This is a genomic window from Paraburkholderia sp. J67 (genome assembly GCF_905220265.1).
Lineage (GTDB): Bacteria > Pseudomonadota > Gammaproteobacteria > Burkholderiales > Burkholderiaceae > Paraburkholderia.
Genome location: NZ_CAJMZK010000028.1, coordinates 79,127 through 99,061, shown reverse-complemented (window position 1 = coordinate 99,061; position 19,935 = coordinate 79,127). Strand labels below are relative to the sequence as shown.

The 19,935-nt window shown below is 56.7% G+C and carries 12 protein-coding genes and 1 pseudogene; 4 read left to right on the top strand and 9 right to left on the bottom strand.

All coding sequences use genetic code 11. The annotated features are described in order from the left end of the window. Positions 1-150: 150 nt before the first annotated feature. On the top strand, positions 151-1,995 hold the full coding sequence (locus U5782_RS33545; RefSeq protein WP_322048152.1) for an ATP-binding protein: 1,845 nt from the start codon (positions 151-153) through the stop codon (positions 1,993-1,995). 830 nt (positions 1,996-2,825) lie between these two features. Here U5782_RS33545 and U5782_RS33540 read toward each other — a convergent pair. From U5782_RS33540 to U5782_RS33525, 4 genes are all read right to left on the bottom strand, one after another. Next, the gene (locus U5782_RS33540) at positions 2,826-3,113 is read right to left on the bottom strand and encodes a PAAR domain-containing protein (RefSeq protein WP_322048174.1); all 288 of its coding nucleotides are present in this window, start codon (positions 3,111-3,113) and stop codon (positions 2,826-2,828) included. Between the two features lie 508 nt (positions 3,114-3,621). Then, positions 3,622-4,932: a sel1 repeat family protein gene (locus tag U5782_RS33535; protein WP_322048151.1), complete on the bottom strand. Its 1,311-nt coding sequence runs from the start codon at positions 4,930-4,932 to the stop codon at positions 3,622-3,624. A 3-nt stretch (positions 4,933-4,935) separates the two neighbouring features. Beyond that, positions 4,936-6,939 carry a phospholipase D-like domain-containing protein gene (locus U5782_RS33530; protein ID WP_322048150.1) on the bottom strand — a complete coding sequence of 668 codons (2,004 nt, stop codon included), beginning with the start codon at positions 6,937-6,939 and terminating at the stop codon, positions 4,936-4,938. Positions 6,940-6,942: 3 nt separating this feature from the next. After that, positions 6,943-9,792: a type VI secretion system Vgr family protein gene (locus U5782_RS33525; protein WP_322048149.1), complete on the bottom strand. Its 2,850-nt coding sequence runs from the start codon at positions 9,790-9,792 to the stop codon at positions 6,943-6,945. An 880-nt stretch (positions 9,793-10,672) separates the two neighbouring features. Here U5782_RS33525 and U5782_RS33520 point away from each other — a divergent pair. Continuing rightward, positions 10,673-10,879, top strand: a complete 207-nt coding sequence (locus U5782_RS33520) for a hypothetical protein (protein ID WP_322048148.1) — start codon at positions 10,673-10,675, stop codon at positions 10,877-10,879. Between the two features lie 297 nt (positions 10,880-11,176). Here U5782_RS33520 and U5782_RS33515 read toward each other — a convergent pair. From U5782_RS33515 to U5782_RS33505, 3 genes and pseudogenes are all read right to left on the bottom strand, one after another. Next, positions 11,177-12,213 (bottom strand): annotated as a pseudogene (locus U5782_RS33515) (PDDEXK nuclease domain-containing protein). A 655-nt stretch (positions 12,214-12,868) separates the two neighbouring features. Then, the gene (locus tag U5782_RS33510; RefSeq protein WP_322048147.1) at positions 12,869-13,102 is read right to left on the bottom strand and encodes a hypothetical protein; all 234 of its coding nucleotides are present in this window, start codon (positions 13,100-13,102) and stop codon (positions 12,869-12,871) included. A 774-nt stretch (positions 13,103-13,876) separates the two neighbouring features. After that, positions 13,877-14,074 (bottom strand): hypothetical protein, encoded by a 198-nt coding sequence (locus U5782_RS33505; protein WP_322048146.1) that lies wholly within the window; start codon positions 14,072-14,074, stop codon positions 13,877-13,879. Positions 14,075-15,636: 1,562 nt separating this feature from the next. Here U5782_RS33505 and U5782_RS41710 point away from each other — a divergent pair. After that, positions 15,637-16,026 (top strand): helix-turn-helix domain-containing protein, encoded by a 390-nt coding sequence (locus U5782_RS41710; protein WP_415914450.1) that lies wholly within the window; start codon positions 15,637-15,639, stop codon positions 16,024-16,026. A gap of 120 nt (positions 16,027-16,146) precedes the next feature. Further along, on the top strand, positions 16,147-16,563 hold the full coding sequence (locus U5782_RS41705) for a DDE-type integrase/transposase/recombinase (RefSeq protein ID WP_415914449.1): 417 nt from the start codon (positions 16,147-16,149) through the stop codon (positions 16,561-16,563). A gap of 883 nt (positions 16,564-17,446) precedes the next feature. Here U5782_RS41705 and U5782_RS33500 read toward each other — a convergent pair. Both U5782_RS33500 and U5782_RS33495 read right to left on the bottom strand, forming a co-directional pair. Further along, a complete protein-coding gene (locus U5782_RS33500; RefSeq protein WP_322048145.1) occupies positions 17,447-18,418 on the bottom strand; it encodes a ParB/RepB/Spo0J family partition protein in 972 nt (323 codons plus the stop codon). Further along, positions 18,415-19,623 carry a ParA family protein gene (locus U5782_RS33495; RefSeq protein WP_321889615.1) on the bottom strand — a complete coding sequence of 403 codons (1,209 nt, stop codon included), beginning with the start codon at positions 19,621-19,623 and terminating at the stop codon, positions 18,415-18,417. The genes U5782_RS33500 and U5782_RS33495 overlap by 4 nt, the downstream gene beginning before the upstream one ends. Positions 19,624-19,935: the final 312 nt, after the last annotated feature.

The following is a 19,935-nucleotide window of genomic DNA, read 5'->3' as shown; positions in this document are numbered from 1 at the left end:
CGCTAGAAGTCCCAGACGCGTCGCGAAGCGCCCTCCGGAACCAACTGATCATGGGGGTAAAATAAGAGGTCTATTGACAGGATAGCGCACACGTCATCGTGACTGAATACACCCTGGAAGACCTTATCGCTCTCGGCGAAAGTGTGGACGTTGAGTTCAAAAAAGGCTGTCGGCCGGGACGGCAAGGGTGAGCTTCCGAAGGAGTTCTGGCCGTCGTATAGCGCTCTCGCGAACACAGAAGGTGGCGAGATTGTTCTTGGCGTCGAAGAGCTTCCCGACGGAGCAGTCCGGCTTCATCATCTTGCGCACGCGTCAGCGATGCGGCAGGAAATCTTCAATCTCGCAAACAACCGGCAGAAGATTAGCGCGAATCTGATTCGCGACGACGACGTGCAGATTGTCCACGTCGGTGAGTGTGATCTCGTCCGGGTTCGCATCCCGCGTGCAGCGCGTCGCCAGCGACCAATCTTCGTTGGCGAGAATCCCCTTCGCGGCACCTACGAGCGACGGAACGAAGGCGATTATCTTTTGCCGGAAGACCGCGTGCGACAACTCCTCGGCGAACAGAGCGAAACACCGCGGGATGCCACGATCCTGCCGCGCTACGACACGGATGACCTGGATCTCGAGACGATCACGGCATACCGCCAGATTTTCGCGAGTCGTGCACCAACTCACCCCTTTATCTCACAGTCGCTTCCTGAGTTCCTGCGCTCGGTTCAGGCGTGGAAGAAAGACCGGGAAAGTGGGAATGAAGGTCTGACCATCGCGGGTTTGCTCATGTTCGGCAAACTCAACTCCATCCTCGACGCTGTCCCAAACTACATCGTCGATTACCAGGAGCGGGCGGAGGCGCGAACTGAAGCTCGGTGGGTTGACCGCCTTACGACCGACGGGTCGTGGTCCGGGAATCTTTTCGATTTCTATCGCAAGGTTCTCGGTAAATTGACCGCGGACCTCAAGATTCCATTTGTGCTCGACGGCATGGTGCGCAAGAACGTCACGCCCGTTCACGAAGCCATCCAGGAGGCACTCGTGAACGCGATCGTTCACTCGGACTTTTCAGGCCGTGTGTCGGTGCTGGTCGTCAAGCGTCCTGACATGTATGGGTTCAGGAACCCGGGACTCATGCGCGTACCCATTGAGCAGGCGATCCGTGGGGGCGACAGCGATTGCCGAAACCGCCTCATACAGAAAATGTTCCAGCTCGTTGGCGCCGGTGATCAGGCGGGTTCCGGTGTTCCCCGCATCTTTGGCGTATGGAAAGAGCAATCATGGCGCTCGCCTGTGGTTCACGAGAAACGTGAGCCCGAGCAAACGCTGTTTGAATTACGGATGGCCAGTCTCCTGCCCTCGGACGTTGTTGCCGAGCTAGAGGCCGCTCACGGCGCCCAGTTCACCGGCTTGAGCGCACTAGAAAAAATGATTGTGGTCACGGCTGCGGTCGAAGGCTTTGTCGATCACAAGCGGGTTCGTGAGATCACTGACGAGCACCCCGCCGATATCACCAAAACCCTGAGCAAGCTTTCCCGCGAAGGCCTGCTCGTGCCGTCGGGCCACGGACGGGGCACCATTTATTTCGAGCGCCACTACGTTCAACGTCTTTCCTCCCCCGACCTGGCCGAATTCCAGCGCATCGAGCCCGCTGTGACAGGGCTCAACGTGCCGCCCGTCAACGCGCCGGACTCGGTCACCCTCGCCAGCCGTGCAAACTCCGGTGGTTTGAAGACAAGCTCCGGTGGTTTGGACGGGAACTCCGGTGGTTTGGAGACTGGAAGTCCGGATGATAGCGATCCGCTCGCGATGGCCGAAAAAGTTTTGGCGCGCGAATTCCCGAGCGGCCTGCCTGGCAAGCTGCGAACGGAAAGCATGCAGAAGCTGATCGCCATGCTGTGCGCGGCCGACGGACTCACTCTCAAGGAATTGGCTACGGTACTCAAGGGCCAACGTCGACTTAACGCCATGAAGTATTGCGATGCTTTTGCCAACGGTTGAGATGGTCATGGCGCTACTCCACAATGGGTCGTCAACGCGACCAGCGCTGGACAATGACTTGAGAATTTTTCGGTGTCCGAATAGTAGACGGCCCTGCCTGCAAGCGGGCGGTAGATTGGCGGGAGAGTCCGTTCGCGGATAATCGACTTGCCACAATAAAGCCCGAGAGTCGCCAGATATCTTGGACTCGCGTTCAACTTCACTCCCCCTTTCGCAGCACATCTGGGCAGCTGACTGATCTTCAGAAAATCACAACTTCGAGTGCGAATTAGGCAGCCCATTCACGACGACATAGCTGCTTGAGTTCGCCTGTGATCCGATGGACAAGAAGGACAGCGTCTTCGGGATCAAAATTCCACTCGTTTGATTTCCCGCGCCAAGGTTCCTCGGACGAAGCCGACGACTTCCAAGTCTCCCGCGTCGCGCATTGCATCCCAGCGTGCCACAGTTACGCGAAGCACCCGCTGCCAGCCGCAGCGGCGCAATTCACAATACGGATGGGTGTCAATGCAACCGCTTCTTCTGATCGCAGTGCTTTTCAAATACATCGATTCCCGGGTACACACAGCGTGCCCTGAACTCCTGACCGATGAACCACGTAGGCTTCGCGGCGTGTTTCTGGAAATGGTAGAGCCGCCTCGCTTGGGTCGACCGCGCTCGAGATTTTCATCCGGACTCGGCGAACCTCAGCAGCGAGAGTCGCAGCTCGGCCAGTTTCCCGACCACTCTATTGCGACGTTTCGCTGCGCCATTCACAACGTCTTGAATATGTGATCGCGCGCCATCACGTTCGCAACGGAAGAGACCATCGCTATTGACTAGCGCCGTAGTTACACGTCGATAGACATTCCCTGTTGTGTGGCGACAAGCTTCGGAGGCGGGGCACAATTACAGATACACAAATCATCGCTTAGTGCTGTCCGGCGTCCGTCGGGTCCTGGCATTGAGAGGCGCGGGCCATCGCACTGAATCTTGCCTGTAGAATTGCACACCGGACACACCACGTCGTCGCCTTCATGTGCGACTTGCCGACCGCTAAATGACAGGGTCGTCGGCTGTGCCCGAACCTTTCCTGATACTGTCGTGTGATCGCCGTCAAGGATTAGATATCGCTTCACAGTCTGCCCCCTATAATCGAAACGTCTCGCTTCATCGATGTACGCCACGTGTGCCATACGAATGCTGCTCGGCCTACGATTTCCTCCTCGAGAACGTCGATAGCGGCAGACCAGTGGCCGGATCGAGTTGCTTCGCCTTTGCGAGCTGATCGATGAGTTCGTCGGACGGTTGCCTTTGTAGCGCCCGTAAGCCGCTGCGATGCGATAGAAGCGTGCAAAATCGTTAAAGTCTTTCGGTCCATCCTTCGTTTGCAGAAACCTTCCATACTGGAACAAGGCATCGACCTTCGGATCGAGAGCGGGCAGATGATCCGACTCGTGCGTACACGTGAACGCGAGATTGGCGCGAACAGCGCTCATGTCGGGTAGCGAGGGTGCCACTGTATTTTCTTTGGACGTGCAGGCACAGGCAAGCAAAGCGAGTGAGGCAAGCAAGGATACTTTCGTCAAAAGGTCGCCACCCTGAATCAAATATCGCTTCACCCTCTTTCGAGAGGATCGCAAAGTCTCATGCTCGCTCAATGTACGCTACCAGCTCCCACGCAACCTTAGCAGTCCTCTGGCGCCTCCCCACTATGCGATCCAGAAACGCAAGCTGGCGCGCCTCGCGGACGTTGAGGGAAGGCAGAGTGTTGCCCTTGAGGAATCGTTGCTTCGAATCTCCCGTCTGTCCAACCTCAAGCTTCGCTTGCCAGACGCCATCTTCTGGACAGGCTTCGCCAGTCTTCGCGAGGGTACCAAGCGGAACACGTGCCCCGATGTTTGAGGATTCGTCAGCCTGCGATGTCTTGTCCGTAAATCCAGATAGGGGCAGGCCCGTAGCCGGATCGAGCTGCTTCGCTTTTGCCAATCCATCAATGAGTTCGTCGGACGGTTTTTGCGGCGGTATCGCAGCATCCTGATGTTTCTGCCATTCGAACGTGCCATCCCACGCCGGTAGCTTTGCAGGCGGTAGCGGCACGATCTCGTCGATGTCAGGAACCTTTGGATTTAGCCCATCGTTCGCGCGGAGGAACTCCTGAATCGCGCGGTATCGTGCCGAACGCTCGGGGTCGTCGTTCAATCTAAGATAGTACAAACTGTCAGATGGAGGTGGAGCCTTAAACCCATTACTCAAATATGAGGCAGAGGTAATATCGCCCGCCTCTACGCCTTTTTGAAACACCTTAAGAGCATCGGAGTAATCCGACTGATTCTGCAAAAAAATCCCCAACATATTTGCGGCATCGCCATAACCCTGATCAGCGGCGCACTGACGCATCTGTCGAGCGATATCGGGAGCCTTATCGTGTGGTGCAAGCTGTTCAGCGACATAGGCCTGTGCTTCGGGACTTCCTAGATCAGCCGCCTTGCGGAAATAACGTAACGCCATTTCCTCGTCCTGCTTCAGGCCATAGCCTGTTTCGAGGTAGTGGCCGATGTCATAGTACCCACCTGGAATCTCCTCCCTGACCAGTTGTGCAGCAAGCGCAATCGCTTCTTTCGGCCCGTCGGGAGAGTTCGCAAGCCCCTGAGAAATCAGCACCTGCGCATTGTGATTGGCCTTGTAGTGCCCATAAGCCGCTGCTATACGGTAGTAACGTGCAATGTCATTGAAGTCCTTCGGGCCATCCTTCTTTTGCAGATATCGTCCATACTGGAACAAAGCATCCGCCTTCGGATCAAGAGCGGGCAGATGATCAGACTCATGGATGCAGGTGAACGCGAGATTGGCGCGAACAGCGCTCATGTCGGGTAGCGAGGATGCCACGGTGTTTTCCTTGGACGTGCAGGCACATACGAGCAGGGCGAGAGCAACGAGCGAATATGTTTTTTTCATTAGTCAGTCCGAGTAACTACGGACATTGGACGTGCGCGTAAAGCCGACGAGCGAGGCATAGGGCTGTTGCGTGCCCCCCTGCTGCCGGACCGTGTTCTGCTTGACGATGTCTGTCCACGAATCAAATGCATCCCCTGGCTTATCCTGGGTGCCTATATTGTTCGTATGGAGACTCCACAACTGATGACGCAGCGTCTTCGTCACCTGACTGTTCTCGTGACAGATATTCAGTTCGCTATCTGCTTCCATGCTTCGCGTGTTGATATTCGCAGAACCCAAGGTCATAAATGCGTCATCGATTGTCATCAACTTCGCGTGCACGTAGACTGGGACCCACTTGCCCGCAGGAGAGTCCGGTGCGACGAGCGTACAGATCTGTACTTTCAATCCAGGGTAGTCCCGATTCATGGGCTCTTGCGGTGCACTTTTCATCTGCGATTCTATCTGAGACCTTTGCTGCTTCAGTTGCGCAACCTTCTGCTGCGCATCCGCAACACGCTGTTGGGTCGCAGCCGAATCAACCATACCTTGCATCTGTAGCGCGCCGAGCAGATTGTTATTGGCATCCTGCTGGTGGTACGCGACATCCACTAACTGCTTCTTCAGTTCTGCCTGCCGCGCATCTTCTTGTTCGAGGGTTGCGACACCTGGAATGCTCTTTGCCTGCCCTAACGCGTCGAGCATGCGATAGGTATTGACAGTCCCCGAGCCGACCGCGTCGTCACTGGAATTGGTAATGACGAACAGGTAGATCAGACCATGTGTGCGCGCATCGCGTCCTTCCCGAACATGATTTTTCGCTGTGTCCTTGATTTTCTCTGCAAGCGGCACCCAGCGAAAATACTGGTTCTGGATGAAGATGTGCTGCGTGGCGTTATTAACGGCCTGAAGATACAGCTTCTCGATATCCCGCTTGCCTTTCTGCGATTGCGTGCGCAACACCTGCGCCATGACGGGCGTGTCACCGCCCGGTTCGTACTTTACGGTGAGCCGCTTGTAGAGGCCCTTACGCGCCTCGGTCAGATTCTGGCCAGTGGCGTCGTCCCAGGCCTCGCAAAAATTCGCGTTCAGATACTGAAGCACGGGTCCTGTGACCCAACTGGACATGTCCTGCCACGGATACAGGCCGTTGCGTCCCGTCGACGGCGTCTTGCGTACGCAGCTATGCGCGCTCGTATCCCAATATTGATCGAGCATGTTGTGCCCCATCACGAAACCTTTGGCATTCTCCGGGTCTTCATAATCGACCAGAACCATTTTCTGATGATGAGTCGGCTCGGCCCATCCCATTATGACGCTGTTCTGTGCCGCTAACCGCGTATCGCGCTGCTCGTCCTTGCCATGCCAGAAGGTATGCCATGCAATCTCAGCGCGATTCCCTGCGCTGAAACCGCGCGTGGCGAAGTCAATATTCTTGAAAGCCTGTTTCCGGTAGTAGAGGGAGTGCGCTGCCTCGATCGCCCTCGCAGTAAGCGGGGTGAGGATCGAGTGGCTCGTCACGTTGTTCAGATTCGCGTGCCAGTACCAGGCCTCATCGAACTTCCGCTCATCATCCGTCTGATAATCGCGCGAAAGCAGTGAAAAGCGCGCATAGGCAGAGTTGGGCAATTTCTGCTTCAGCTCAGTGACTGAGCCATTCCCTGGCATATTGTTCTCACTGAGCGACGAGACCCCAAGGGGATCACTCCAGCAGAGTAGTCGTACCTTAACCCCCGCTGCACCTTTTTGTTCGAGCAAGGTACCAATCGGAACGCCCTGTCCGTTTCGCAAAAAATACATCGACGGCTGAAAGCCCCAACAGATAATGTCAACGGAATATTTCGCCTTTGAGATAGCGTCGTATACATGACCAAACGCTTCCTCTCCGTTGACAAGCGGACGGAATGTGGCATTGATTGGAGAGTACTCCGTATGCTGCACAAACCAGCGCATGGAAATATTCCCGCTGTTCGTCTGGTTTAGCGCAATCGGAGTCGTCGCGATAAAAACATCAGTCGTTGTTGCCATCACCTATTCTTCCGAAGAAGGATTAAGCAGATTGCTATAAAGCTGCCGGTGTTCAGAGCGGTCAACGGTTGCGGTATCGCCTTCCGGCTGCCCCTGGTGAAACTGGAATCCCTGATTCGCAAGCGTCCCGTTAGCGGCATCGCGATAATCACCCGGAACCGGGATTTCATGCTTGTCGCCGTTCGCCAGCTCAAGGGTGTACTTCTGCGTCGTGACCTGATGATCAATGGGTAATTGCCCGGTACGGTCAAAAACACCCTGCTTCACCAATGCCCCGTCCGCATAGAGCTTGTATGGCATGCCGATGGGCACGACGTTCGTGGCGGAAGGCGACGCCATCGTATTTAGTGCCAGGCGCCGCGTTGGCATGTCCTTGAAGGCCGGATTGGTCACGTCCATTCTCGTCGGCCCGCTGAACGGGAAGCTCGCGCCCTTGAAGTCGATCGTGCCCGGCGCGTGGATCTCGATGTTGCCGTCCTTGATGCGGATATAGGCACCACCGGACGTCCAGAGTATTTCCTGTTGCGCGGCGCCTTGAATCTTTTCCGTGGCTGATGCGAGCAACAGCGATCTCTGGGCAGTCAATTCGACATTGTCTGCATGCGCCTGAACTTCAATCTTTCCTTTCGCGGCAAATAGCTTCATGCCTGCGTTCTGTACGAACAGGCTCAGCTTCTGTGTGACGCTGGCCACCAGCGATTTGCCCGTTGCGATGTGCGTGCTCTGACCGCTTACCAGATTGATATGCTGGTCCGTCGCGACATGGGCGGACTTCTGGGTCGATAACGCGATGCCTGCAGGCGTAGCGAATAGCATGACGGGTTGCTTAAAGGTATTCGCGTTACCGGTCCCGCCTCCTGCCGTGTTACCACCACCTCCTGCCGGGCCCGCTACACTGTGCTGCGTCGCATCCGTGAAAGACTTCAGGGCGTCCTGTCCGTCCTTCAGGCTTTCTGCATTCGATGCTTCGCTTGCCTGCGATGCAGCTTCGAGCACGCCCTGCGAGCCCACAAGCTGGTTGCTGGCGATTTGCGTGTCGAGCGGCTGCCCAGCGACAGGATGCGACGACACGTATAATCCTTGTCCCGCACGCAGCGCGCCGTAGGCATCGGAGCTCAAATCAAATCCGCTGCCGAGGAAGTTGCCGCGCGTATTACCGGCGTGATCAATCAGATAGCCCAGATGCAGTTGAGCATTCGTGCTGCTGCTATATAGTTGAACGCGATTCTGGCCGGTTGCATCGTCCATCACCATCTGGTTGAAACCACTACCTGAGAATTCATTCGAGCGGAAGCCCGAGAGCAATCCATTTGAGTGCCATTGCGGTTTCGCCGCTCCGTTATATACGCGATGCAATGCAATCGGCCTGTCGATGTCATTTCCGATGTAGCCGATCAGCAGCTCCTCACCTGCGCGCGGCATATGCACTGCACCGTATCCGTCACCCGTATCCGACTGAGCAACCCGCACCCAGCAGGATGCGCGTTCGTCGCCGTCGTTAAGCCGGTCCCAGACGAACATGACCCTGATCCGGTTTAGCTCATCGGTGTACGCCTCAGCTCCCTTCGGCCCGACCACGATCGCGGTCTCCAGCTTGGCTTCCGGTTTGTCGTGTTCAAAAGGGCTGCGATAAGGCACAGTTGTGCGCTGCGCCTCTATCCCAACGCGGTAAAACCCGGTTGATCCATCCGCGGAAGAAACGACAAAGCGCCGTCCTGTATCGGCTTTTTGCGCCAGCTCAAGATCCTGGGCCAGGCTGTAGGGGAACGATGTCTCATGCCCAGATGCGGGCAGGTTGTTCCCGATCGTCCAGCTCACCTCGATAGCCGCGAATTCGCGCTGGTCCGCGGCGTCAAGGTCATGCTCAGGATGCCCGGCAACCGCAAATCGCAACCCCGCATCGATTGCGCGAAGCCCTCCTTCACCGAAGAAGCGTTTTGCCTCCGACTCCCATTCTTCCATGCGGATCTTCGAGAGTTCGTCGCCGCGCGACTGTTCCGCATAGGTATAGCCGCCCGTGTATTCGTAGACTTCCGCCTGGGACGGCAATGAACCTTGATTGGCCATGGTCGGCACATTTGTAGCCTTCGGATTGAATGACGTCGAAGGGTTTTTGTAATCAAATGTGCGCGTGGACAACAATGCAGATTGCAAGGTCCGCGTTCCCGACCATTGCGTCAGCGCATTTGTCTCACTGCCCGTTCCAGCACGATAGAAGTCAACCTGTTCTGGTGATATCGCGGGGAGGCTCTGCAACTGGTCGGTGACGACAAGCGTATGCGATTTACCATCGGCGCCCTGCTGCCAGAAACTGAAGAGGCCTTCCGATTCCATCAACCGATGGACAAAATTCCAGTCCGTCTCGTCTTGCCGGCAGTATGAACGGGAAGGCAGCGAGCGCGAGAGCACGAAGCGGTACATCCCCTGTGCCTGCGGGTGCTGGGCGAAGATATCCGAGATAATCTGATCGGCAGACATATCCTGCCAGTATTTCTGGTCGCGTCGGTAGCGCAGAAAATGCATCCAGGATGCATAGGCAAGTTGATAAGATGTCAGTCCGCCGTCTGTACCAAGCCGACGAGCCGTATGTACGTATCCGTGATGCGGCAGATAGGTGCGGTCGGGCTGCTGGATCCAGAGTGCCACCGGCTGCGCAATCAGCGTTTTAAGCTGGATGTCATTAGATGTGGAAATGACATCAATCGTCCAGGCGAAATCGCGACCTATCCTGGAGCGCCCAACAGCTCGTTGGGGAAGCAGGATATTGCTTCCCAGAGGCGTATCGAGCCTGAGAAGACGTTCATTTTGCGAAAGACCATTGCCGATTTCCCCGGCTAGATAGCGGGTATCCATAGAGCCCCTGATTTTTATTTTTAATAATATCGACCAGATTCTACATCGCAATCATCAAGTTGAAAAACAAAACAATTAGAGAATAGTTAAACAAGATAAAACAGGAACTTATTACACACGAAAATAAGTTCAAGTACAAAATACCACTGCATATGCATTTAACATATTCAATCCGTATTCCAACGCGCTATCACAATCCCTTCGGACGCCACGAGCCTTAGCGCCGGTAATTATGTCCGTAACGACGATCATGTTCGCGTCGAGCACGTGACGCTCGACACCAGTTGGTTTGCTGTGGGGTCAGTCCACTCTCATGCTTCCGAAGTGCATGGCAGTGCAATAAATCGCGACCCTCAGGGTGCAGGGTGAGCATGCTGGAGGGGCGCGCGGGCCTCCGCGGCGCGGATCAACGTCTAAACGTTGCCATTCCGTCTGGGCAAGACTGCGGGCGGAAACGACAATACCTTGTCCAGATTAGGAAGTTTCAGTCGACCTCCGTACCCTTCGACCGTCAACATCCGTTAAGCGATCGCGAACCTGCCTCGGAACAGCTGGTTTCGTGCTCGGATGCACACCAGTGCGACACGATTGGTAGCAGGATCGACTTCGGATGAGACCGACCGGAATGCAGGCAAAGGCATATTGAAAGTGAATCAGATTCCGCAGGCTCTTTCCAACCATCGCAGATCAATCGGAGTCCGAATGATTTTGATTTGAAATCCAGTTCCGTGGCCACCTTGCGCCCCGACAATCAACCGCGCCGGAGCAAGTTGTCCGTCCGTAGCGCTCGATACGCGGTAGCCTATCGCAGGCGTCGGACAAAATGTGCGACAGGCAGGCCACCACAGGACATGATGCGACGGGGGACGCAGAAACGTTCATGAACGGGCTCAACTACGAAGCGCTGCTCGCGCACCGGCATTTCCCGCGTCGGATCGTAGATCACTCTTCGGCTATGGTGCCGTGCCAGGCAAACCGGCAGGAATTGCTGACAGCACAGCTGGTCATCGCCGGCGAGGGTCTGCAGTCGCCTCAATCGCGCACAGCACCAGGTGATGCCGACCACGACGCGCCAGTTCGCCGATAAGCGCGTCGTCAAGACACGAGCGTTAAGTAACTATGGTAGCCACTGCATGGAACCGTCGACACTGACAGGCTTGGGCATCCGGTAGTAACAATGGCGGGACGTTTCACAGCATGGGGCAGAGATCGGGCGGTTGATCTACAGCACCGGGCGAACCGGGATCTGTGCATCCAGCAGAGTGAGCGGCCCTTCCAGCGCTTGGTAGCGCAACGGCGCTGTCAGTACGATGGTAGCCAGCTATCCCGTTCGGACCTGCCATTGCCCTCCGTCCTCGCGAGTCCCCCGGTTTCGGAAGGCGGGCTAACTACTTTCGTTCCCCACGCGCAACCTTGAGCGCGCGGCTTCAATCGACTGATGGAGTTTGGCTTCAAGCGTTTCGCGCGGTGGGAGCACCGTCAGGTACTCTGCAACATGAATACCGCTCTTGCCCAGTTCCAGCAACTCGATCTGCTCCTGCTTCTTTCCCGCACACAGGATGATACCGATGGGCGACTCTTCCCCTGGCTCCTGCTCGTGCCTGGCCAGCCAGCGTAAATAGAGTTCCATCTGGCTTTTGTATTCCGCCTTGAATGCGCCGAGCTTCAGTTCGATCGCCACCAGCCGCCGGAGCTTGCGGTTATAGAAGAGCAGGTCGAGATAGAAGTCATCGTCGTCAATCAGCAGGCGCTTTTGCCGCGCGACGAACGAGAAGCCCGCCCCCAGTTCGAGCAGAAATTGCTCCATCTCCCTGAGGATGGCGTCTTCAAGATCCTTTTCCAGATACCGGTCATTCAACCCCAGGAAATCAAGCAGGTAGGGATCCTTCAGTACCAGCTCCGGCGTGACCTGCTGCTCAGTCCGTAGTTGCGAAAGCTCCTGCTGGATCAGCTCAGTCGACTTGCGTGACAGCGCACTTCGCTCGAACAACATCGAGTGGATGCGTTCTTGCAGTTGTCGGGACGACCAGCGCTCAAGCTTGCACAGCTCAATGTAAAAGTCGCGCTTAAGCGGATCATCGATATAGATCAGCGTCTTCAGGTGTGTCCAGCTCAATTCTCTCCGCACTGCGGAGAAATCGGCTCGTCCGGGAAGATTTCAGCGGCGCGGATGCAATGGCGCAGTTGCTGGACACTCCACCCCCGTCCGTATTCGACGGTCAGCTGGCTGGCGAGCGCCGCAATCATCTGCTGACCGTATCCGGCCCGCTCACCGCCCAGTACTTCCTTCCCAACGATCCGGCCAATCTGCCAGTACAACAGGCTCAGTTCAGCGTTGACAGCGGCGGCGGCACGCGCGCGGGCGCGGGCGATCAGGGTGCTAACTTCTTCAAACAGGGCTTTGGGTAAAAGCTGATTCATGCGTCTGCCCGAAACGTGATTTTTACTCGGAAAGGGGCACGTTACCCTAACAGCCGCGCCACCGGTGAATTGTCTCCGCACTGCGGAGACAATTCACCATCACAGGCTTGCAGGACATCACTGCGCGACCTACTTGCTCGACCTATGAACAACAGCGACTAGAAAAGTCCCCCCTGCCGTGCATCGCGCGGAGGCGGCAGCGACACCTTCGCCCGTCGCGCCCCACGCCGCCGCACGAACCGCATGTGCGCGATGAGCTCGGCGCAAACCGCCTGCGCCACCACACGAGCAAGTAACAACGCGCGCCCTCGAGAGCAGCAGCCGCGGGAGCTTTTATGACACGCTGCGAGGCTCGCAGGGCCAGCCACCGTGCACAGTCCAGCAGGTTGGCGCGCCTCATGCCATTCCAGCAAGCCGCGATAAACGCCGAGATGCACGCGGGCAGGGATTCCGGCGCACAGTCTGTGCGACAACGCTAGTGCACGAGTTCGAAGCGGTCCACCATTGTGCGCATGACTCTCTCTACACAAACAAGGGGGCGATGCGGGAGAACGGTGGGAACAGGGCCACCTGAATGAACATGTGCCCGGGGAACTCGGCACGTCAGGGAAACGGGCGCGCACAATTTCCCTCACCTTTGGATGACGGCCCTACACTACCTTCGTCGCTTGGCCGCCAGGGTTGCGGCTGCGGCGCATCGATCACGTAGTCCTCGAATCGTTTGCTCGCCAACCACTTCGGACGTGGCGCGCTGCCCGACCACTTTTTCCCGGTCGCGGGATCGCAGTATTTCGCGGGCGGGTACCGCTCGGTCATAGCCCAGCGTGCGCCGGATTTCCTGTTCGGTGATCCCCACCAGCGCGACGTCCTCCCGCAGTCGGTCGAGCACCGCCGCGACTTCGCGCTCAGGGTTTTCAGGTCGGACATGGCCCTTCGTGGCAGAAGCCGGCGCAGCTGCGATGTTCCGATTCTAGCGTGCACCACCCAGCGGCATACCTGTGGCGCAGTCAGTATCGCGTCGCCAGTCGAGCGGGCAGTCGGACCAGTCGTGCGTCGCTGACATGGCTCGACGCGGGCCATTACAAAATACGTATCAAACGGTACATTCATCCCGCAGGCGGCGCTAACAGGGTGCCCGAACGGTAACTAGGGCGGCTCCAGCGGCGAGGACCAGCCGGATTGCCGTGAAACAATGTCGGACAATTGATCAGTTAACGCTAAAAATCATGAGCTTAGCGCTATCCACAAACCGTCCCCGATTGTTTCACGAACACGAGCGGTGAAGAGGCGAGACGTAAGCCACATTACCCCCTAATGCGACCTAGCTTGCACTATGCTTCACCACCGCTGTCCCTTCTCTCTTTACCCAGAACGCCACGAATCATTCGGCGATCTAGACAACCTGCGACGCAACGTCATCGCCTTCTCGGCCTCCATCCTCGCGATCGCCGTCCTCCGACTCAAATTCAAGTCCACAGGCAGTCTGCTGGACTTCGTCTGAGTAGGCAACGTCAGCCCATTCAACGGTTGGCTTGCGCAGTCCTCGGAGCTACCGTAAGTTCGGTGTCGCTACCGCCATGCCGATGACACCCGCGAAGAACGAAACTTCGCATGCCACGCGTTCCGCGATTACCGACGCGCAGCCCTCATCCGATGCACCGAATCAACAATGTGCCGCTTCTTTCGCCGGTGTGATGCCATACGCCGGTGTGATGATGCAGCGCAGTTCGTCGATGCAGAGATGCAGCGGTACATACATCAAGATTGCCGCGCGAACGAAGTCTGCAATCTGCAGGTTGGCACGGCGGAGCTTCGCCCGAAATGCCCATGATGGAAAGGTCGCGTTGGTGTGTCGGTCCAAGCTATGTGGCCGCATGGCTCATAAGCCCGGCACGGAAGCAACGACACTGCAGTCACCCTGCTCCCGAATGACCTCGTGCGCCCCGTCGCGACCGTTTTCTGGTGAACAACCGTGCTCGACGTCGCTCTGCCCTACCTCTTGTGCCGCCTAAATGCCGCCGTCTGTTGAATATCGGCTGTTATTTCGGTCGGTTACCGACGACAGCTCCCCCTTGCTCCCGCCTCGACCTAGAGGCTTGGGCAAGCCGAGCGATCGGCCTGATCGTGCCGCCCGATCTATCAGATGGCGATGTCGTCGCGCTGGCTCGCGGCCACCACGCTCGCTCAATACCGCACCGAGGCGCAACGGCTTTTCTGGTGCGCACAGCAGTCAGGCACCCCCATTCTGCCTGTACGCTCGATGACTTCAGCCGCTACCTTCCACGCCCTCGCGCTTGGGGCGAACAGCGAGCGGGGCGTGCGGCGCGGCTCAGCGGACGGCCGGTCCCCAAGCATCGTTACATCACCGTTCGGCTAGTCTACGAGATGGGCCACCTTCAATTGAGCCTAGCCGCCGGCCTGCCTAGGTTCGGGCGCATCATTGCGGGACGGCGGGCGCGCTTTCCCCCATCCACCGAAATGGCCCTGCTGCGCGGGTCCATCGCTGTCCGCCCGGATGCCACCCGCGAGGGCCGCCAGTAAAAGACGCGACCTCTTCGATGTGGATCTGGTCAAGCGCACAGGCTTACGCGCCAGCGAAGCCACCTCAAGCCAAATTGGCCACGTCTTAATAGAGCCAATGCCCACGCACTACGCAAGAACTCCCCGGGTGCACCGTTCGGCTAGCAACTATGCGTGGCGCCCCGCAAAGGCAGCGAGGCAGCGCTAAATGCCCGGTGACGAGATCGCACTGTCTCTCAAGGCGTGCTGGACTGCGTTGGGATTCCCCCTTGCCGACACCGAATGACCAACTCCCTTGCTTCGGTCAGTGCACCGCACGAAGTTCAGCCAGTGGAAAGGTATGCATGCCCGGACATCAGTCTGAAAGCTGGTCGCGGGAATGCGCGCTGGAGAGGAGCGCACGGTCGACACACAGCGCCTGCGCGAGGCCCCGACAGACTGGCTGCTCCACTCTCGACGTGCTTACCAACATGGGGCATACGGATATGTAAATCTCCAACCATTACGCCCATTATGGTCTCGCACCGTGTGCACTGCCGACGACGCGTGCGCTACAGGCCAACAATCTTAAGAGCTTCCGCCCTAGCGCACCGCCGGACACCCCGCTTCGAAACTCCGGGCAAATCCCGGACTTTGTCCAGGAACTCCGGAATTTACCCGGAGTTCTCAGATCGCGCTTTTACTATCTCCGGGTTAATGTCCGACTTTCCAAAGAATTAGCGCCACGGTTCTTTTGTCGTCTGATTTGATTCGAGCGCATTTCCCGCCGGCTCACGGGACAATCGACATCGTAGCGAAGTGTCTCTAATAGAGACACTTGATAGCAAGCTCTCAGCATCAATTGCTCGTTTCGTTTGATCTTTGTGTACAGAATGGAGACATACCTGACAGGTGTATTGGCACATGGTCGACACTTTCGGGCAGTCCTACGCCCGAATCCTCACCATGCCTTGGAACGTAAAAGACGCGATGAGTCTCCGAGAAAAATTTGTCAGCCTTGCGGCCAGTCGGACGGAGCCTTTCAGCGAGTTATGCAGACGTTGCAGCATCAGCCGTCAGACCGGTTACGAGTGGGTTGAACGCCATCGCAATGAAGGCCAGCAGGGGCTGGCTGAGCGCTCGCGTCGCTCGAATTACACCGCACGCGTTCGCCTAAGGGCATCGTTGCGCGCGTGCTGGCGCTGCGTCAGGTGCACGGTAGTCGCAAGATCGAGAGGCGCCTGCGTAACCTCAGTCATCCGTAGGTTCCCTCGCCGGCCACGTTCACCGAGATCCTGCGCCGTCACGCGATGATTGCCGCGCACGAGAGTGCCCAGCGCCGCACTGGCAGCGCTTCGAGCACATCCGAACTCGCTGTGGCAGATGGATCTCAAGGGTGATTTCCTGATTCTGGCGAGTGGGCGCTGCTAGCCGTTGACGGTCATCGATGATCACTCGCGCTTTAAGATCGTGCTCAAGGCCAGCTCGCGCGCCACGATCTCAGTGGTGCAGGCTGAACTGGAGCAGGTGTTCCACAGCTATGGGCTACCTTCACGTCTCACTACTGACAACGGCGCACCGTTGGGCTCGCCCAGTGCGCCTGGAAAACTCACCGAGCTTGCTGTGTGGCTGATCAGGCCGGGCGCTAGGGTGAGCTATAGCCGGCCTCACGATACGCCAACCAATTGCAAGGATGAGCGTTTCCACCCGACGTTGAAAGCCGAAGTGCGACAGCGGCATGCCTTTACCACGCACGAGCATGCTCACCGGTGGCGCCAGGCGTCCTTTATCCCAGTATTGAAAGGAGGACGCTGCACTCGAGAATCAGTGTCTCTATTAGAGACACTTTGACCGCATTGCTTTCACGACGCCGTTGTTAGATGAGTTCCTAAATGGATCACCGCCGTGGATCTCAATGGACAGCCGACGACTCAAGTGCCGCCACTCAGAAATCACGGGCACCGGCACTAACCGACTCGCGCACAGTGTCGGCCCTGGAGCTTGAATTGTGCTGTTTTTTCAAACAGAGAATAATGTACGATCCGTAGACCTCGGCAGATACCTTCGCTGTCAACCAAGCACAACCCAGCTCTCAGATTGCTTCGTCTTTTTCAGCGCACCGGCACCATTTCATGGACCGTGAAGGCGTTCCCTGATGGCTCACCCGCAGTCGGAATTTGGCGCCGCTGGACAAAGGTGGTGACAGCCTCGGTAGGCTCCGGTGGCGATCTCGAACGCCAAAAGCCCGAACTTCTTGAGTGCATGACAGCAGGTAAATGAACACCCGCTGAGTCGCCTGGTCCTCGCTGCGTATCGACCGACCCCGACTTTCCCTTTCAACGCAAATTCCCCACGCACAACGACGGTAGTCTCCGTCCCGGAAAATATTGTCCGTCTCGCTCTGCCGTGCGCCCAGTTGATCGACGGCGAAGTCACGCACTCGCGCCACCGACTCGGAAAGTTTCAGAACTGCCGCGATTAGACCGTAGCAAAGAGCCGCTAGGGCGCCGCATCGGCAAGGTCTGACGCAATTCCTAGCCGGGTCAGACGAACTCCGAATCCCAAAGTGTCTCTAATAGAGACACTGCAACACCTGCCCGTCGGGCGCGCGTTAAGACACGCAAACGTAACTATTGCGCCGATAAGCCAAAAGTCGAAACTCCTCAACATCATCGCTCTGCCGACAGGCGTAAAAAAAGCCCGACGAGTCGGGCCTTTTTTGAGGATAGGACGCTTAAGCCGCGCCGGCAAACAGTTGAACAATTAGCTCACGAACCTGCTTTTCCTTCTCCGCTGTGAGCATTCCTGCTCGAATCTTGACCGTCAGTCCGTCAGAGTCTCTCGTAATCGATCCGGCCTGATTCCCCCCTGCAAAAATTTTGTCGATCTTACGATCGCTGACGTTGTTATCGATCTTTCCGTCAGCATCAATCGCCTGCTTTATCGTCCTGGCGAGTTTCGTTTGATCCAGATCCCCTGCGACAACCTTCGCCCACACTTCCTTCGCAAGATCGACAGCCCTCGCGTCTTGATCACGCAGCACCGAAACCATACTCTGGGCAGCGTTCGCACCAAGCAATCGCGGCTGCACGTCCAGATCCCGGATGACGAAGTCTGGCAAATCGCCAAACGAAAGGAATCGATAAAGTTCCGAACGCGATATGCCCAATGCCTCGGCAACTCGCTTCCGGTTTGGAAACTCTTTCTCTGACCGGCGGATTGAGCGCGAAATCTCGTAATCAGATAAGTCGTCCCGCACAACATTTTCGACGAGAGCGAGCGTCGCCATCTCTTCGTCCGAAAGATCCACCACAAAAGCCTTGATGAACTCCTTCTCGATCATCTTGTGAGCTCGCCAGCGACGCTCACCGGCTACAAGCTGATAACCCGTGTCCTTGCGACGAACGACAATAGGTTGAACCAGACCTGATTCGCGAATTGACTCCGCGAGTTGCGTAAGCTTTCCTTCCGCAAAAACCTGACGTGGCTGCCACGGATTGGGAACGATGTCGGTTACTCTAACCTCCGACGACGGACCCGATTTTTCCAACTCCGATATCCGCAGTTGTGCTTGAGCCAACGCTCCTGCCATACCCGGTGCAGTAAGCGGGGTCTTATTCTTTTCCGACTGCTCATCGAGCTTGATATCTTTCGTCGCTCGAACATCGGCCGTTTTGGCCATCATACGGTCACGCAGGCTGCTCATTGGCCGGCCCTCCACTGTGCAACGTACTGGTCATCAATCCACTTGCAATAATCCATTAGCGGTTGCTTCACCCGCGCGAGCGTCTTTGCCACCGTATCGGCTCGGGACAAATCAAAAACGGTCGAGAATGCCAGTGCGCCATTGCTCATCACGGAACTGGCTGGAATTTCGATCGCGTGGAGCCAGTCTCCGTATGCACGTTGCGTCCATGAACGGACGACTGGCGCGGATGATGTCGTCCCATAGTCAACCTTCGAGAGCAGCACGGAAACAAAGTCATAGGTTTTATCGACGTCGTGTTCAGCAAAGCCGTTAGCTACCTCAGCGAACAACGACCAAAACGACGAGGACGAAATGAAATCGAGACTCTCCGGCACCAACGGCATCACCATCGAATCAGCGGCCATCAGTCCATTTAGCGTCATGTAGGAAAGCGACGGCGCGGTGTCGATAATGATGTAGTCATACTGCGCGCGCAGCGGCTCTATCCCATTGCGCAAAATCGACCAGAACTTGAACCCAGGGTTCGTTTTCTGCTCAGCAGGAAGATGAAACTCCGCATCATGCAGATAGTTGTGTGCCGGAATGATGTCCAACCCATCCCAGTAAGTAGTCTGGACTTTTGAACGAAGGCCGCCCTCAATGTTGGGGTCGTAGATGTAGGGGAGGACAGTGTCGTCCCAATTGATATCTTTCTCTGCGTAAAGGCCACACAGTTCCGAGAGCGATGCCTGAGGATCCAGGTCGATCATGAGGACTTTGCGCCCGCGCAGGCTCAGCCCTTGCCCAAGGCACATCGAGGTTGTCGTCTTGCACGACCCTCCCTTGAAGTTCGCCGTTGTCAGCACGCGGCCACGTTGCTCTCGGGTGCCGGTCACGAGCGGCGTCTGATAGATCGTCGAGACCTTTTGCACCCAGTGCCTAGCATCTTTCAACGAAAAGATGCGTGCGCGGCCCGTGCCGTGCGTCTCACCACTAGGAAGCTCGCTGCCGTCCTTGGTCGCGAGGTAATTGATCTTCTGCCGATCAAGGCCGCAAAGATCTGACAGTTCGCCAATCGTGAAAACCGGCGCGTTTTTGCGGGGACGCGGCGCTAAGATCTGGTCGCGAAGCTCGTCGGTCATGACTTTCAAACGGTCCGCGAACTCACTGAAATCCGTGAGTTTCACGCGACGATCAATGCTTGGAAGCTCACTCAAATTCATGTTGGAAATTCCTTTTTGTCAAAGGTGAGGCGATTTCCGGACGCCCACCCTTCATTTCTACGGTTTGGCAGCATTCGCCCGTCGAAGCGTAGAATACTCGTGGTGCCGGAGAATTGCCATTACATTCGACCCTTTCGACACTTTTTGCTCCGCTTTAAGTGAAAAGGTTTGAATTTCAATCGCTTAGCCCGTAGCTTTTCGCTGCTCAACGGGTTTCGACGCCGTACGTTAGCGCGCTCGAGTCCAATTGACGTTCCTTGCCTCCTCCCCGTCAACACAAAACACCTCACCTTTGCGATTGAAAAGCTGTTC